This window comes from Azospirillum griseum (assembly GCF_003966125.1).
In the GTDB taxonomy this organism is placed as follows: domain Bacteria; phylum Pseudomonadota; class Alphaproteobacteria; order Azospirillales; family Azospirillaceae; genus Azospirillum; species Azospirillum griseum.
Genome location: NZ_RXMA01000014.1, coordinates 32,347 through 47,460, shown reverse-complemented (window position 1 = coordinate 47,460; position 15,114 = coordinate 32,347). Strand labels below are relative to the sequence as shown.

The 15,114-nt window shown below is 65.4% G+C and carries 14 protein-coding genes; all 14 read right to left on the bottom strand.

Going from position 1 to position 15,114, the window contains the following annotated elements; all coding sequences use genetic code 11:
* Positions 1–8 precede the first annotated feature (8 nt).
* Positions 9–296, bottom strand: coding sequence for a hypothetical protein (locus tag EJ903_RS15275; RefSeq protein WP_126616937.1), 288 nt, complete (start codon positions 294–296; stop codon positions 9–11).
* Positions 286–909 carry a sigma-70 family RNA polymerase sigma factor gene (locus EJ903_RS15270; protein ID WP_246015607.1) on the bottom strand — a complete coding sequence of 208 codons (624 nt, stop codon included), beginning with the start codon at positions 907–909 and terminating at the stop codon, positions 286–288. The genes EJ903_RS15275 and EJ903_RS15270 overlap by 11 nt, the downstream gene beginning before the upstream one ends.
* Before the next feature lie 16 nt (positions 910–925).
* Positions 926–1,405 (bottom strand): flagellar export chaperone FliS, encoded by a 480-nt coding sequence (locus tag EJ903_RS15265; RefSeq protein WP_126616935.1) that lies wholly within the window; start codon positions 1,403–1,405, stop codon positions 926–928.
* A 47-nt stretch (positions 1,406–1,452) separates the two neighbouring features.
* Positions 1,453–3,135 carry a flagellar filament capping protein FliD gene (gene fliD, locus EJ903_RS15260; protein WP_126616933.1) on the bottom strand — a complete coding sequence of 561 codons (1,683 nt, stop codon included), beginning with the start codon at positions 3,133–3,135 and terminating at the stop codon, positions 1,453–1,455.
* Positions 3,136–3,282: 147 nt separating this feature from the next.
* Entirely contained in the window at positions 3,283–4,107 is an 825-nt protein-coding gene (locus tag EJ903_RS15255) for a flagellin (protein ID WP_126616931.1), read from the bottom strand.
* Positions 4,108–4,238: 131 nt separating this feature from the next.
* Positions 4,239–5,153: a flagellin gene (locus tag EJ903_RS15250; RefSeq protein ID WP_126616929.1), complete on the bottom strand. Its 915-nt coding sequence runs from the start codon at positions 5,151–5,153 to the stop codon at positions 4,239–4,241.
* Positions 5,154–5,167: 14 nt separating this feature from the next.
* Positions 5,168–6,928 (bottom strand): flagellar hook-associated protein FlgK, encoded by a 1,761-nt coding sequence (gene flgK / locus EJ903_RS15245; RefSeq protein WP_126616927.1) that lies wholly within the window; start codon positions 6,926–6,928, stop codon positions 5,168–5,170.
* 39 nt (positions 6,929–6,967) lie between these two features.
* A complete protein-coding gene (locus EJ903_RS15240) occupies positions 6,968–7,549 on the bottom strand; it encodes a hypothetical protein (RefSeq protein WP_126616925.1) in 582 nt (193 codons plus the stop codon).
* A gap of 117 nt (positions 7,550–7,666) precedes the next feature.
* Positions 7,667–7,978 (bottom strand): hypothetical protein, encoded by a 312-nt coding sequence (locus tag EJ903_RS15235; protein ID WP_246015605.1) that lies wholly within the window; start codon positions 7,976–7,978, stop codon positions 7,667–7,669.
* Positions 7,979–7,982: 4 nt separating this feature from the next.
* Positions 7,983–9,293 (bottom strand): flagellar hook protein FlgE, encoded by a 1,311-nt coding sequence (gene flgE / locus EJ903_RS15230; protein ID WP_126616923.1) that lies wholly within the window; start codon positions 9,291–9,293, stop codon positions 7,983–7,985.
* A gap of 55 nt (positions 9,294–9,348) precedes the next feature.
* On the bottom strand, positions 9,349–10,020 hold the full coding sequence (locus EJ903_RS15225) for a flagellar hook assembly protein FlgD (protein ID WP_174237307.1): 672 nt from the start codon (positions 10,018–10,020) through the stop codon (positions 9,349–9,351).
* Between the two features lie 310 nt (positions 10,021–10,330).
* A complete protein-coding gene (locus EJ903_RS15220; protein ID WP_126616921.1) occupies positions 10,331–11,683 on the bottom strand; it encodes an MFS transporter in 1,353 nt (450 codons plus the stop codon).
* Positions 11,684–11,987: 304 nt separating this feature from the next.
* Positions 11,988–13,697 carry a tannase/feruloyl esterase family alpha/beta hydrolase gene (locus EJ903_RS15215; protein WP_210211454.1) on the bottom strand — a complete coding sequence of 570 codons (1,710 nt, stop codon included), beginning with the start codon at positions 13,695–13,697 and terminating at the stop codon, positions 11,988–11,990.
* A 24-nt stretch (positions 13,698–13,721) separates the two neighbouring features.
* Positions 13,722–14,921, bottom strand: a complete 1,200-nt coding sequence (locus tag EJ903_RS15210; protein ID WP_158627942.1) for a porin — start codon at positions 14,919–14,921, stop codon at positions 13,722–13,724.
* Positions 14,922–15,114 lie beyond the last annotated feature (193 nt).

Below are 15,114 nucleotides of genomic sequence, written 5' to 3'. Positions count from 1 at the left end.
GGCGGTGATCACATCAGGCGGTTGGCCGCCGGATCGCCGTCCTCGTCGAATCCCCGGTCGCTGGCGGGCAGGCGGAACGCCGCCGCAAAAATTCGGTCGGCCAACCCCGGCGGCGGGCGATCCTCCGGCAGGCCGGGCGTCAACGCCAGCTCCATCGCCACCATCTCGTCCAGCATCGCCTGCGCCGCAACGGACCGCCGCAACAGGGCGCGTGCGTCCCGTGCCGTCTCCGGCGGCCAGACAGCGAGGTCGCCGCCGAAGCGATCCAGATGGTCGCGGAACTCCTCATCCGTCATCGAAGGCTTCCCTTGCCGCCTGAGCGCTGGCGCGCAGCAACAGCCGAAGCTGCTGCCGGGCGCGTTTCAGCAACGACTCTACCGCACCCACGCTGATCTGCATAATGGTTGCGATGTCCGCGTTGCTGAGATTCTCGTAATAAAACAGTGTCACCGCCGCGCGCTGCTGCGGAGTCAGCTTTGTCTGCGCGTCGAGCAGGCGGGCGGCGACTCGCTGGCGGTGGATGGCGTGGACCGCATCCGGCCGGGCGTCCGCCGGTTCCTCGACGCTGTCGATGTCCTGGCTGACCGGGCGGCGCTTGTGGTCGATGCAGCGGTTGACCACGACGCGATAGAGCCAGGTGGTGAATTTCGCTCCGCCATCGTCGGCCCATTGCGACCGCCGTTGCCAGACCTGAAGGAACACATCCTGGACGACGTCCTCCGCCTCCGCCTCGTTTCCGGTCAGGCGGCGGGCCAGCGCGTAGGCGCGTTTGAGGTGCCGGTGGACCAGACGGCGGTAGGCCGTCTGGTTGCCAGCCCGGATCAGCGCCATCAGCGCCTCGTCCGGCTCCTCGTCCAGGGGAATGCTGACGCCCGAGGTTGCCGGGCCGCGATCGAGCGCGCGGCTCATGGCCCGGGGGCGCTCGTCAAGCCGTGAGTCCGCCATGAACATGATCCATCGTTCTCCCGACGACGGACGCAGGCGACCCTTTGGCCGATGCACCGACGGTGTTGGATGACCCGCCGCGTTCTGCGGCGATGGTCTGCCAGGTCTTCAGCATGAAGGACGTCTGGCGGATGAGTGAATCGCACGCAGCCACCGGATTTTTCCGGCTGGCCGCCGCACCGGCCTGAACGATCAGGCGCTGGTAATAGGCCCGCAACGTTCTGGCAACGTCCTGATTTTTATCGAAAACCAGAATGGAATCAAGCCCGGAAAAGATCAAAATCGCGCGCTGGATCGCCGCATGATGCTGGTCGAACCGGCGCTGGGCGGCGGCGTCGCGCGCGGTGTGCAGATGGGTCATCGCCCGTTCGTACAGGCGGACCACGGCGACCAGCGGCGGGACCGCGCTGTTGGCGACGGCGTAAGCGGAAACCGCTTTGGACAGGGAGGGGTTGCGCATGGCACCGTTTCCTTGTGATCCAGAGATGAGCAGAGGCTCCGACCGCGTCAGCTGTCGCTGTCGTCGTCGGAATAGGTGAGTTGTTTGAGGAGGAGGGCGGCTTGCTCCGCCGCCGCCTCCAGCCGGGCGTAATAGGCCGTCAGGGTGGTGCGGTAGGTTTCGGCGTTGGTGCGGATGGTGTCCGACCGGCTTTGCAGGGTGGTGTCCTGCGTTTCCAGATCGTCGATGGCGGTGGTCAGGTCGCTGTCATACTCGTCGGCGGCGTCGGAAATCGCGCCATAGAGCCGATCGGCCAGTCCTTGGGAAAAATCGATGTCCACGCTGCCGCTGGTCCCGGAATAGACCAGGACGATGCCCTCATAGGCCGTGCCCTCGTTGCCGACGATGCGGTTGCCCTTCACCGTGAACAGGCTGCTGTCCCCGTCCACCGAGGCGGAGTTGAGCGTTCCGTCGGATGCCACATCGATGTCCAGGGTGAAGGACAGCGAGGATTGCGACGCGTCATAGCGCAACAAAGACATCTGGCTGGAGGAGGAGGTCATGTTCAGACCCAGCAATTGCTGGACGCTGTCGATGTCGCTGGACAGCACGCTGTTCAGCGTGTCCTCGTCCAGTTCCAGATTGTTGGAGCTGTCGAAGGTGATGCCCAGGGTGGCCAGCGACAGCACGTCGCCGTCGTCGGTGGTGATGGTGGTGTTGATCATGCTGCTGACCGATTGGGTGATCTGGCGCAGCAGGCTGTCGGCGAACAGGGTGGCGTCGTCGCTTTTGGTGCCGCTGGAGGTCGTCGCCTGCTGTTGGGTGACGAACTCGCGGTAGGCGTTGTAGGCGTCGACGAAATCGGTGATCGCCGATTTGATCGAGGACAGATCGGTCGACACCTCCATCGACACGGCGGTGTCAGGGCTGGCGGTGTAGAGATTCAGCGTCACGCCTTCGATGGCGTCCTCGATGGTGTTGGAACTGCGGGTGATGGTGACGCCGTCGATGTCGACGATGGCGTTCTGCACCGCGACCAGCTCGTTTTTCACGGCACCGTCATCGTCGGTCAGGCCCAGCCCGCTCAACACCCCGTCACCCCCGTCGGTCAAGGTGATCGCGTTGCCCGTGTTGGTCGCGGTCAGGATGAGCTGATAGCTTGAATCGCCAACCTGGACGATGCTGGCGGTCACGCCGCTGGTCGATTTCTGTTCGTTGATGGCGTCGCGCAGGTCGGTCAGGCTGTCGTCGGAATCCATGGAGATCGTGACCGCCGTGCCGTCGGCCGCCTGCAGCGTGAAGCTGCCGCTTTGGCCCAGCGCGTCGGTCTTGCTCGACACGGCGTCGGCCCCGATCTTGTGCTTGGTGGCAAGCTGCTGGACGGTGACGGAGTAGGTCCCGGTGTCCGTGCCATCCTCCACCGTCGCGCTGAACACATCGTCGTCGCCGATGTAGGCGGCGCGCTGACCGAACAGGTTGGACGACGCGCCGGTCGAAGTGCTGCGGTTGCGCAGACCGTCGATGGAGCTGTTCACCGTCTGCAACAGCTCCTGAAGATCGCTGTAGGCCGTGACCTTGGCCTCGTTGGTGGTGATCTTGCTGTCGATGCGGTCGGCCTTGACCAAGCGGGCCTGCACCTTGGCCTCGATCAACGCGGAATAATCGATGCCGGTCCCCGAACTGGTCGAGGACAACGCCGAATAGCCGGTGGAGGCGGCGGTGGTGGAACTGGTGGAGGACACGGTGGTCATGGCGACGAGCCTCCCTGTCCGCCGGTGCGTGCGCGCGGGCGGCGGGTGATGGGGAAGGGCGGTGCGGAGCAAAAGGACCGTCGGCGGGCGGCCTGGCGGGGTGAGGAAGAGCCATGACGGCCCCCCGCCGACGGTGGGCGAACCCTGTTACCGGAGCAGCGAGAGAAGCTGTTCGGGCATCGAGTTCGCCTGTGACAGGACGGCGATGGCCGCCTGGGTCAGCACCTTGGTGGAGGCAAGCTGCGATTGCTCCTCCGCCACGTCCACATCCATGATCGCGGATTGCGCGGCTTCGGTGTTTTCGATGGTGGTGTCGATCATGTCGCTGCGGAATTCAAAGCGCGAAATCAGCGCGCCGACGTCCGCGCGGGCGTCCGACAGGGTGGTGACGGCGGTGTCAAGCGCGGTCAGGGCGGCGGCGGCGGTGGCCGAGGTGGTCACATCCAGCGTTCCAATGCCCAGACCGGTGGTGGTCACGGTGGCGATCGACACGGAGATTTTGTCGGTTGACGTTGTGCCAACGCGGAAATCCACGCCCGCCGCCCAGTTGCCGGTGCCATCCAACAGGGATTCGTCGTTGAAGCGCGTGCCCGAGGCGATGCCGTCGATTTCGTCGGAGAGCTGTTGGAATTCGGCGTCGAGATAGGCGCGTTCGGTGTCCGTCACCGACCCGGACAGCCCTTGCGTGGCCAGCGACCGCATGCGCTGGACGATGTCGGAGATGCTGGACATGCCACCGTCGGCGGTTTGCAGGATCGAGGACCCGTGCGAGGCGTTGGTCGCCGCCTGATTGAGAACGGTGATGTCCGATTGCAGAGAGGTGCCGACGGCCAGGCCCGCCGCGTCGTCCGACGCCTTGGTGATGCGCGAACCGCTGGCGATCTTCGACACCGAATTGGCCTGGCTTTCGGAATTGATGTTCAGATAGCGCAGGGCCGAGTTGGAAGCCGTGTTGGTCGTGATGACGGGCATGATTGGATCTCCTGATCTCACCGGGCCGTTTCAGCGACCCTCATTCGGTCTCACGCGGATCAACGGGAAAGCTGGCGCGGTATTTTGGGGGGAGGCTGAAAATTTTTTGGGCCGATGTTTTGGGCGCAGGGTCACAGATATTGCGACAGGCTGGTGTCCTCCAGGATCTTCATCAGGCTCATGGTTGCCTCCAACGACGCCTGAAGCTGCGACAGCCGCACCGTGCTTTCGGCCAGATCGACGCTGCGGATGTCGTCCACATGGGTTTGCAGCACCAGCTGCTCGTCCACATGGCGGTCGAGCGTGCGTTCCAGCGACGCGCTGGTCGCTCCCAGCTTGGCCTGCACGATCGACAAGCCATCGGTGGCGTCGGAGGCGAGTTGCGTGGCCTCGTCCAGCACATCGGTGTCGACCGGGCTGGTGGACATGTTGGCGATCAGGTTGAAGGCCCGCAGCGCCTGTTCAAAGGCGGGATCGTCGGCGGTGACGCCATAGGACAGGATCAGATCATCCGCCGCCTGGTAATGCGCGATGGTGGAATCGCCTTGGTAGTAACTGGTGTCGGCGCTGGACGGGACGGTGGTGATGGCGGCGTAGCTGGCGCTGTCGATGTCCACCGCCGGTTGATCGGTGCGCCCCCCGGCGAACAGGTAACGCCCCTCCTGCTGGGTGTTGAGCAGACCGGCGAACTCTTTCATCAACTCGCCCGCCTCGGCCACCACGCCCTCCACCCCGGCGGCGTTGTCGCCCTGCAAACCGGTGATGAGCGCGCTGAGGCGCGAGGTCAGATCGGCCATGCCGCCGACGCTGTCGTACATCGACTGGATGCGGCCGTTCACGACCTCCCCCTGGTCGATGTAGGATTCCAACCGCTTGTAGTGGCTTTCCAGATTGACCAACCGCCCGCTGCCGGACGCGATCCCCTTGTAATCGGTGGAGTTCAGGCCGGTGGACGACCGGATCTGTTCGGTGGCCACCTTCGATTCCGCCCGCATCATGTATTGGACGAGCGTGTTCTGTTGGCTGCTGGTCGCGACCCGTTCCATCGCGCTCTCTCCCCTCACTGGACCATGTTGAGCGCCGTGTCGAACATCTCCTGCAACGCCTTCATCACCGCCGCAGCGGCCTCATAGGCGGATTGCAGGGAGGAGATCGCCGCTGTCTCCTCATCGACGTTGACACCGCTCTGCGACGAGAAGCTCGTCTCCAGGCCGCTGGTGTAACTGTTCTGGCTGTCGTAGGCGGTCGACGCGCTGTCGGCGAGCGTCGCCGCGTTCTGGATGATGGCACCGGCGTAACCGGCGAAACTGGTGCTGCGCGCAGCCAGCCCGCCGGCCGCGTCAAAGGATTGGCTGGCGGCAAAGGCCGCTTTCAAGGCGCTGGCGACCGATCCTTCGCCGCTGCTGACCAGCGTGTCGCCGGTGGTCAACCCGCTGTCGGCGGACAGGACGCCGGTGGCCAGCAGGCTGCTGTCGGCGCTGATGGCGGACGCCACGCGGATGTCCGACGCGCCGGTTCCGGTCAGCAGATCGTTCAGGCCGTAATCGTCGGCGAAGCTGCCGGTGTCGCCGTCGTTGGCGTCGCCGCCCAGGCCGATGCCGTTGTCCGCGCTGTTGGCCTGGATGACCAGCTTGCCGTCGGAGGAGATGGACGCGCTGGCGTTGCTCATCGTGTTGATGGCGTCCACCACATCCTGGAGCGTGCTCATCGTCGACAGGTCGATGTCCAGCATTTCGACCGCCGCGCCGTCGCTGTCGGTGACGGCGACGCGCAGCGTGCCGCTGGTGGTCTGCAACGCGTCGGTTCCCGCCACCGTTTCGGTTCCGGTCAGGGTCTGTGGGGCGGGCAGGGCGGTTCCGGTGTTCTGGATGGCGTTCAACTGGTCGATCAGGCCGGTGGCCAGTTCGTCCAGGCTTGCCTGCTGGGCGGGCAGATCGGTGTCGCGCAACCGCACCAGCGCGCCCAGCGTGCCCCCGGCGCTGGAGGAGGTGATGTCCACCCCGTCCAGCGTGATGCCCTGGAAGCCGCTGGTCCCGCTGGCGCTGTAGACCGTGTTGGCGCTGACCGACGCCGCCGGGGTGTAGGACAGGCTGTGCACGCTGGAATCCAGCAGCGACTTGCCCGACGTGGTCGAAATCCGCATCAGCCCGTTGCTGTCCACCTGATAGGTGACGCCGATGTCGGTCGCCAGATCCTTCAGGGCGCTGTTGCGCTGGTCTTCCAGATCGGCGGTGTTCTGCCCCAGCGCCTTACCCTTGACGATGCGTTCGTTCAGATCGTCCAGCGTGGTCAGGGTGTCGTTGATGCGGTCCACCGTGTCGGCGATCTCATCATCGGCCTGGGCGCGCAACGACTGCACCGACGCGGAGGTGCTGCGCAGCGTTTCGGCGGCGTCGGACAGCGATTGGACAAAGGCGGCCTTGGCGCTGTCGCTTTCCGGTGAGGTGGACAGCGTGGCGGCGGCGTCGGCCACGGCGTCGATCATCGACCCGATGTCCGTGCCGGTGCTGTCCTCGTCCTCCGTCACCGTGCCGAAGGCCGATTGCAACTGGTCGAGGTAGCTGTTGCGGGTGTCGGCGGCACCCAGATCGGATTGCGCCGCCACGATGGTTTTCAGCAGAAAGCGGTTCACCGTGCTGGTTGCCGCCGTCACATCCACGCTGGACACGCCGACGGCGGTGTCGCGGGTGACGGTCGACGCGGTCTTGCGGGTGTAGCCGTCGGTGTCGGCGTTGGCGACGTTCGACGACGCCACCGCCATGCCCACCTCCGACGTCCGCAACGCCGAGAGCGCGACCGATCCAGCAACGCGAAGCGACATGGCGGACCTCCTCAAACAGATCGGCTGGTGCGGGCCGGGTCAGACGGTGACGCCCAGCGTGTGGCCGCTGTTGCGGGTCTTGAGCTGCACGCCATAGCGCAGGCTGGCCCCATAGACTCCGGCGGGCGTCGTGGCGGCGGCGCGCAGGGCGGCCCCGATGGCCTCCTGCCGGGCGCGGTGGACGCGGATGCGCGTCTCCATCGCCCGGATGTGGGCGGCCAGGTCCGGCAGGATGCGTTGCGCGGTGTCGCGCGCGGCCTGACGGACCGCCGGGGAGACACGCTTGCTGCGGGCTTGCGCCAAGGCGTCGGCCAACCGCCCGTTCCAGGCGCGCAACAGCGATTGCATGTCGCCAGCGGCCAGCACGGCGTCGCGCGGGCGGCCTTCCAGAACGGCGCGTTCGGCGCGGCCCGCCGCGTCGTCCAGTTCGGCCGCGAAGCGGTCCAGCACCTCCACCGCGTCCACCCGCAGCACCATGGTTGTGGCTTCGGGGATGGCCGAGGTCTGGGTTGGTGCGTGCGGGGTCAGGCGCAGCGTCGGCGCGGCAGGGGCCGCAGGCGCTTTGGCTTTGGCCGGAGCGGCTTTCGGGACCGGGGACTTCAGCGTGTGCTTGAGCGCCATGGCGTGGCCTCCGTTGGGAGCGTGTTCTGTGGGGTTCCACGGCGGTTGGCGAAAAAGCTGGCGCGTTTTCTGCGATGAAAAAGCGCTTTTCAGAGGGTGCGTGGACAGGGACGCGGCTCAGCGCACCCGGCCGTGCATCCCGGCGCGGCCATAGGCGGTGACGGCGCTGTTGGCTGCCCGCCCCCGGCGGATGCTGTCGGCCAGCGTGCGGCGCACACCGTCCAACCGTTCGATCAGGCCGATCAACTCGTCGGTCAACGCCAGGCGCTCCGTCGGGCTGCTGCGGCGGGCCAGCAGGGCGTGGGCCTGCGCCATCAGGCGGCGGTGCTCCAGCAACAACGCGTCCGCCGCCCGGACGGTCGAAACCACGGACGGCGGCAGATCGGGGGTGGAACCAGCGCCCGGCTTGCGGGGGGAGCGGTGGCGCATGGTGTCACCGCTTCATCGCGATCAACGTGTCGAGCATGTCCTGAGCGGTCGTCACCACCTTAGAAGCGGCGGTGTAGGCCTGCTGCGCCGTGATCATCCGGCTGAACTCGTCGGTCAGTTCGACCGTGGAGCTTTCCAGGGACCCGGCCTCGATCTCGCCCGCCTTGCCGTCACCGGCGTTGCGCAGTTGGTAATTCCCGGATTCGTAGGTCTGGGTGAAGGTGGACCCGCTTTCGCTGTCCAGCCCGTCGGCGTTGGCGAAGGTGGCGATGGGAATTTGAAAGATGGCGCGGGTTTCGCCGTTGTCGAAGGTGGCGCGGACGATGCCGCTGGTGTCGATGGTCGTCCCGGTCAGCGTGCCGGGTTCATAGCCGTTCTGGGTGGAGGTCCAATCGCCGATGCTGGGATCGTCATCGCCGGACGCGTACTGCGTCAGCCCATCGGTCCCGTCGGCGGTGCCCAGGTCCAGTGTGACGCTGCTGTCGCTGGCCCCGGTGGTCCAACCGCTGACGGAAAAGGTGATGGCGGACGGGTCCACCGAAGTCATGGTCCCGCTGCCGTCGTCCTGGGTGGCGCTGGCCAGCGACCCATCGCTGTTGAAGGTGATGGAAATGGGGAAGCCGGCGATGGTCCCGGTGGTGCTCGTGCTGTCGGATGATTTGGTCGGGTCCGAGGCGTCCAGGCTCCAGGTGTTGTCCGCCGTTTTCGTCCAGGTCATCGTCACCGAATGGCTGTTGCCCAGCGCGTCGAACATTTCGACGTCGCTGGTGAAGCTGTCGCCGGTGTCCGCGTCGGACGGCAGATTGGCTTCCAGCCCCATGGTGGAGGTCGCCTTGGGCGTGCCCTTGATGCTGGTCAGGTTGATCGCCTCCAGGCTGTCGGTGGAGGTCTTGTTGGTGGCGGCGATGGTCCCGTCGTCGCTCAGTTTCCAGCCATACAGGTAATAGCCCTCGCTGTTTTGCAGATAGCCGGACTGGTCGGTGGAAAAGGAGCCGTTGCGGGTGAACAGCACGGAACCGTCGGCGGAGTCATCCGACACCACGAAGAACCCATCGCCGTTCACCGCCAGATTGGTGGTGGTGGAGGAGGTTTGGATTTCCCCCTGTTTGCTGACGTTGCGGGTGTTGGTGGCCATCACACCGCCGACCTGCTCGTCCACCGTGGTGGTCTTGTTGATGTAGGAGGTGAACTCCGTCACCGTCCCTTTGAATCCGGTGGTGCTGGAATTGGCGATGTTGCTGGAGATGGAGGCGAGCGCCTTGCTCTGGGCCATCAGGCCGGAGGTGGCGCTGTACATCGCGCTGGTGATGCTCATGATCGCACCTGTGAATGCGGGGAAGGGGGGACGACCGGATGGCGCGGAGCGGAGATCAGGACACGCTCAACACGTCGTCGGCGGACAGGCTGACGCCGCCGACGCTCAACACCGTGCTGCCGGAGCTGTTGTCCACCGACGTCACGGTTCCTTTGAAACGGGTGCTGGTGCTGATGGTCTTGCCGTTGGCATCGACCGCGCTGACCGTCAGGCTGTAGGTGCCGCTGTCATAGCTCTGGCCGTCGGTTCCCATCCCGTCCCACGTCACTTCGTGGGTTCCGGCGGAGGTTGAGGAACTGACCTCGTTGTAGACGACGTCGCCGTCGCTGTCGGTGATGGTCAGCGTGACCTTGGATGCGGCGGACCCCAGATCATACTCCCAGGTCGCTTCGCCATCCTGGAGCGGTGTGGTGGACCCTTCGGCCTCCACCGTGCGACCGTAATAGCTGACCGCGCTGCTGTCGGATCCCAGGGCCGACACCGCCTCGGTCAACTCGTCCAGCTTGTCGCCGATGGACATCTGCTGTTCCAGCGAGGCGAGCTGCACGAGTTGTGTGGTGTAGGTGCTGGCATCGACCGGGTTGGTCGGGTCCTGAACCTCCAATTGCTTCATCAGCAGGGTCAGGAAGGATTGGTAATTGTCCGCCAGCGACGCGGACGAGCTTTTCGTGGACGAACTGCTGCTTGTCGTTGTCGAGGATGTCGTGCTGACGGAATCAACCAGCATCGCCGTCTCCACCCAATCGCAACCCGTTCGCGCGCCCGGCAGAGCGGACGTGCGGTCAGCGGATCGCTGCCGTTTCGGGAAGGGCGGCGCTGCGACGGGCCGCCCCATGTGATGTCTCGTGTGTCTTCACGGGACGGCCCGGAAAAGCTGGCGCGTTTTTTTGGGGGGAGAGCGTCTTTTTTTGTGGAGACCGCGTCGCAGGCCGGACGGACCCGGACGTTGCCGCTTGGATGGGCGCAAAAAAGAGCGACCCCGCCGATGGTGTGGGCGGGGTCGCTGTCCGGCGATCACAGGCAAACGGGCATCAGCGTCAATGAACGGCGGACGCGGCGGTTGCGGTGGTGGTCGGTTGGGGCAGGGCCACCGCTTGTTTGATCCACAGGGCCGCCGCCGCCAGAAATCCGGGGATGGCCAGCGCGATGAAGATCGATTCGAAGGACATCTGGCGGCTGGCCAGTTCGGCCACCAGGAACGACCCGGCGATGCCGCCAAAGCGCCCCAACCCCATCATCCAGGCGATGCCGGTGGCCCGCGCCTGCGTCGGGTAGTAAGCGGCGGCCAGCGATCCCAGCGACGATTGCGCCGTGTTCATCATGACGCCGACCACCAGCACCGTGACCGTCAGCGCCGCCACATGGCCGGAAAACTGACCGATGGCGACAAAGGCCACACCGGACAGGGCGAAGAAGACGGCGACGATCCGGTTGCCGTTGAAGCGGTCCATCAGCACGCCGGAGAACAGCGATCCGATCCCGCCCAGCGGAAACAGCGCCGACACCAGCGCCGCCGTGGCCGGGTTCAGACCGGCGTCGCGGAACAGGACCGGCATCCAGTTGATCATCGCGTAGAAAATGACCAGGCCCATGAAATAGGCGGTCCACAGCATCACCGTGCCGACGATCAACGACCGCGACAGCACCAGCCGGATCGCGCCCTGCCCGGCGACCGCCGATTCCGGCACGACAAAGCGGGTGGCGTCCGCTGCGGCGGCACCGATCGGCAGCAGCAGCTTGCGGATGCTGTCCACCGGCTTGCCATGCGCCACGGCAAAGCGGGCCGATTCCGGCAGCGCCAGCAGCAGAACCAGGGTCAACACCATCGGGACCACACCACCAACGACCAGCACGCTGCGCCAGCCAAAGGTCGGAATGATCCAGGCCGCCAGAAAGCCGCCCAGTGCGGCCCCCAGCGGAAAGCCGCAGAACACCAGATTGGTGATGAGGGAACGGCGGCGGGTGGGGGAATATTCGCTGACCAGCGTCAACGCTGTGGGCATGGCCGCACCCAGCGCCAGACCGGTCACAAAGCGCCACGCCACCAGCGTGTCCAGATCCCTGGAGAAGGACGAGGCGAGGCAGGCGGCCCCCATCACCAGCACCGACCCGATCAGGACCGGCCGCCGCCCGATCCGGTCGCTCACCGGTCCCGCCGACAGCGACCCGATCACCAACCCGAACAGGGCTGCGCTCAACACCGGGGCCAGCGCCGGGCGCTGGATGCCCCATTCGCCCAACAGGGACGGTGCGATGTAGCCGATGGCGGCGGTGTCAAAGCCGTCCAGCAGAACAACGCAGAAGCACAGAAGGATGACGGCGATCTGGCGGGAGGACAAAGGGTTGTCGTTTAAGAAGGCTTGAACATCGACGCTGCGTTCCACGGTCATGGGCTTCCTCTCCGTGCGGGTGCTGGGCCGCGTTGCGTTGTGGGTTTTTGATCGCCATCCGATGGGCGAGCCGCCCAACTCACGAATATTGTTCAGCTTTTTGCGCCGCTTGCTGACAGGCATGGAATGGACAGCAGAGGGTCGGCGTGTGAAGGGGTGCCAAAATGGCATCCCGCTAATATGTTATTATTCATAACAGTTATAGAGAGTCAACCGCTTCTTTCCGGATTGTCCGTTGCCAGGCTGATGTTGACGCGCGCAGGGACGCGCACCAGACCCATCCCGGGCCTGGCGCGCCTCGGCCTCACTGGCAATCGAAGCTTTCAGCCGTCTCCGGGTCGCCGCCGACGTAACGGGGAACCTTGGGCCACACGCAGAGCGGGCGGGTGCGGGTTTTGCTCCAGTCCGCCGGAAGCTCGTCGTTCTTCTCGCTCACCGTGGCGATGATCCGATCCGGGGCCTTGCCCCGCTCGGCCCAGTCAACGATGGCGGCCAGGGCGTCGAAAGTGTCCGTTGCCGGGCCGCCCCGGCAATGGCTCATGCCGGGGACCGCGAAGAAGCGGGCGAAGGCCGCTGCGTCGCCGTTGGTGTTGGCGTTCAAGGCTTCGTACCAGCGGGCGGTGTCGTTGATCGAAAACACCGCGTCGCTTTGACCATGCACGACGATCATCTTGCCGCCTGCGGCTTTCAAGCCGGCAAGTGTGGGGTTGGCCGCATCGGGGGGAGTCATGAACTCCATCGCCGATTCGGTGTAGTCGATGCGGCGGCCATCGATGGTGGCGCTGCCCTTGGCGTGGATTTTGGGGGCGTCCCGGTCAAAATCGAAATTGGCCAGGAAATCCACCAAGGCGGTTGGTGTTCCGGCCACCGGGGTTGGCGGTGTGGTGAAGATGTGGGACAGCGACGCCGCCCCCATCACCGCGATCACCGGATAGCCGTCCCACGCCGGAATGCCTTCCACCTTCCAGCCCCGCCAGTTCTTCGCCCCCATGCCACCGTCGAACGACCAGTCGGAATAGAGCGCCTCGCCCTTGCGGTTCACGGGACCGGCGAAGGCCCGTTTCAGCGCCGTCACCTGGGTGGGGGACAGGCACTGGTCGGTCTTGTCACCGGCGCATTGCAGCGACGACAGATCAAACGTCTTCTGGCAGGCCCGCACATCCGAGACCAAGCCATCGGCCAGACCGTCGAGCCGGTCGCACGCCTTCAGCACCCCGTTGGCCACCAGAGTCATGTCGGCAGCGGAAAAGGATTTGCGGATGTCCGGGTTGATGGTGCGGAAGCTTTGCACATCCCAGGCGTGTTGCACCGCCGCCTTGGGCAGGTTGAAGCCGGGGGCGATGGCGACATAGCCGTCATACTGTTCGGGCGTGCGCGAGGCCGTCACCATGGCGTGGCGACCGCCGTTCGAACAGCCGAACATGTAGGAGCGTTGCGGGCCAGCGCCGTAGAATTTGGCGATCACCGCCTTGCCCACCGCCGCCATCGTCGTGTCGCTGGCGTAGCCATAGTCACGGCGCGCCTGTGGGTCCAGGCCGAACGCCGACCCGGCGGTCAGCCCCTTGTCGGCGTTGGTCGGGTCCTTGTCGGTGTGTCCGCCGTCGCTGCTCAGCACCGCAAAACCACGGGCCACCGCCGGGTTGTAGCCGGTGGCTTGCAGATTGCGGGCGTCGCCCAGCGCCGGGACCACCACCCCTTCGTTGCCGCCGTTGACCTGATGCAGGAACCGCCCGTTCCAGTCCGTCGGCAACCTCATTTCAAATCGGATGGCGTAGGGCTTCCCATCGGCCCCGACCCGCTGGTTGGCCTTGCCGCGCACCACGCAATGGGGCGGCAGCGGCGGCAGGGATTTGTCCTCCGTCGCCGCCGAGGAGGAGTCGATGACGACGTTCGGCAAGCCGATCATCGCGGTGGTTACGGCGTCGCAGGCCGGGGGCGCTGCGGCGTGTGACGCCACCGCGCCGGACACCGACAGAACGGTGGCGAGCGCGGGTCCTGCAAGCGGGTGTTTCATGGCGGTTTCCTCAAGCCAAAAGCGTCAGAAATTCACCGCGACGTGCGAGAGCACCACATTCCCGCGATCGTTGGGCGATCCCGACGCCGCCGTCACCGTCCGATCCGACCGGGCGATGTAGTGGGTGTACCGCAGACCCACGGCCAAACCGGGAGCCACACGGTAGAGCGTTCCGGCTTCATAGGCGCTGACCTTGCGGTTGCCCGGCAGGGTCGAACTGCCCGGATCGGTTCCTTCCATGTAGCTCAAGGCGAAACGGTAGGGTCCAAGGTCGTATGTGGCACCGACATCCCAGGCGCTGAAGCGGGCGGTGTAGGCGTAGCGGAGGTTTTGCCCCGACTTGCCATGGTCGATGTAGTCAGCGCCGACCTTCAGGCCGCCGTAATTGATCTGCGCCCCGATGTGCCATTCGCGCAGGTCGGAAAAACGATCGGTGCTGTCGGTGGTCTGGCTGGCCTTGCCATAGGCGTAGGCAGCGCCCAACCGCACCGTGACATCGTTGAAGGTTTCGACATAGTTGGCCCCGACCTCCGCCACGTCCTGGAACGATCCGGTGAATTGCGCGGCCGGGGTGGAAGCCCGTTTGACCCGGTTCACGTCGGTGTTGTAACTGTCGGTGCGCGGGGTGTAGCTGCCGCCGACCTGAAATCCAGCCACGCGCGGGGACTTGTACAGAAGCTTGTCGGTCAGCCCCATGCCTTCCAGCGCGGGCCAGAAAAGAGCGATTGTCATGGTGGAGCCGATGCCCCCCACCACATCGGCACCGGAGTAGCGCCCGTTCGCCGCCGTTCGAATGGCCGGGACAAAACCGGTCCATTGGGAAAAGGACGTGTCGGGAAGATACTCGGGCGGGCGGCTGGCGTTGGCCCCCAGGCCGTTGACTTCGTCGTCAAAGCCCGGCTGCGCTCCCAGCCGCAACTCCCCCATGGAGCCGTTGAGGAACAGATAGGAACGATCATTGTCCACCACGCCGCCCGCAACCGTGCGGATGCGCAGACGGGCACCGTATTCCAGGCCATTGTCAGCCACCCCACGGGGCATGACGTTCAAGCGGTACCGATTGCGCGCTTCGGTTGAACGAAGATCAGTGTCGTTCTTTTGTGACACAAAGCCGTGCTCGTACCAGATGTTGCCGGAGAGGATGACGTCAAATTTCTTTTGTGCGTGTGCGGCGCTGGTGAACGCAAGCAGGCAGCTTGCCGTCAACGCGGACAGGGCGTGCATGGATCGTCTCATACGGTCTCTCCCGGTGATCAGGATGACGCCGGACTCACACCCCAACGACCGCAAGGCGGCACGCACCGGATGCCCGATTCCGTGTGGTCCAGACAGGGGACACCCCATGTGGCGTGATCCCTCATCGCCGCACAGGGCGATTCCCACGTCGCAGCCCCCCGGCTGCCGGTGCGGGACGTTG

What these genes read in the sequence shown, in the direction of transcription:
- EJ903_RS15275 (WP_126616937.1), bottom strand. Translation starts at nt 296, where the DNA reads ATGACGGATGAGGAGTTCCGCGACCATCTGGATCGCTTCGGCGGCGAC.
- EJ903_RS15270 (WP_246015607.1), bottom strand. Translation starts at nt 909, where the DNA reads ATGAGCCGCGCGCTCGATCGCGGCCCGGCAACCTCGGGCGTCAGCATT.
- EJ903_RS15265 (WP_126616935.1), bottom strand. Translation starts at nt 1,405, where the DNA reads ATGCGCAACCCCTCCCTGTCCAAAGCGGTTTCCGCTTACGCCGTCGCC.
- fliD (WP_126616933.1), bottom strand. Translation starts at nt 3,135, where the DNA reads ATGACCACCGTGTCCTCCACCAGTTCCACCACCGCCGCCTCCACCGGC.
- EJ903_RS15255 (WP_126616931.1), bottom strand. Translation starts at nt 4,107, where the DNA reads ATGCCCGTCATCACGACCAACACGGCTTCCAACTCGGCCCTGCGCTAT.
- EJ903_RS15250 (WP_126616929.1), bottom strand. Translation starts at nt 5,153, where the DNA reads ATGGAACGGGTCGCGACCAGCAGCCAACAGAACACGCTCGTCCAATAC.
- flgK (WP_126616927.1), bottom strand. Translation starts at nt 6,928, where the DNA reads ATGTCGCTTCGCGTTGCTGGATCGGTCGCGCTCTCGGCGTTGCGGACG.
- EJ903_RS15240 (WP_126616925.1), bottom strand. Translation starts at nt 7,549, where the DNA reads ATGGCGCTCAAGCACACGCTGAAGTCCCCGGTCCCGAAAGCCGCTCCG.
- EJ903_RS15235 (WP_246015605.1), bottom strand. Translation starts at nt 7,978, where the DNA reads ATGCGCCACCGCTCCCCCCGCAAGCCGGGCGCTGGTTCCACCCCCGAT.
- flgE (WP_126616923.1), bottom strand. Translation starts at nt 9,293, where the DNA reads ATGAGCATCACCAGCGCGATGTACAGCGCCACCTCCGGCCTGATGGCC.
- EJ903_RS15225 (WP_174237307.1), bottom strand. Translation starts at nt 10,020, where the DNA reads ATGCTGGTTGATTCCGTCAGCACGACATCCTCGACAACGACAAGCAGC.
- EJ903_RS15220 (WP_126616921.1), bottom strand. Translation starts at nt 11,683, where the DNA reads ATGACCGTGGAACGCAGCGTCGATGTTCAAGCCTTCTTAAACGACAAC.
- EJ903_RS15215 (WP_210211454.1), bottom strand. Translation starts at nt 13,697, where the DNA reads ATGAAACACCCGCTTGCAGGACCCGCGCTCGCCACCGTTCTGTCGGTG.
- EJ903_RS15210 (WP_158627942.1), bottom strand. Translation starts at nt 14,921, where the DNA reads ATGCACGCCCTGTCCGCGTTGACGGCAAGCTGCCTGCTTGCGTTCACC.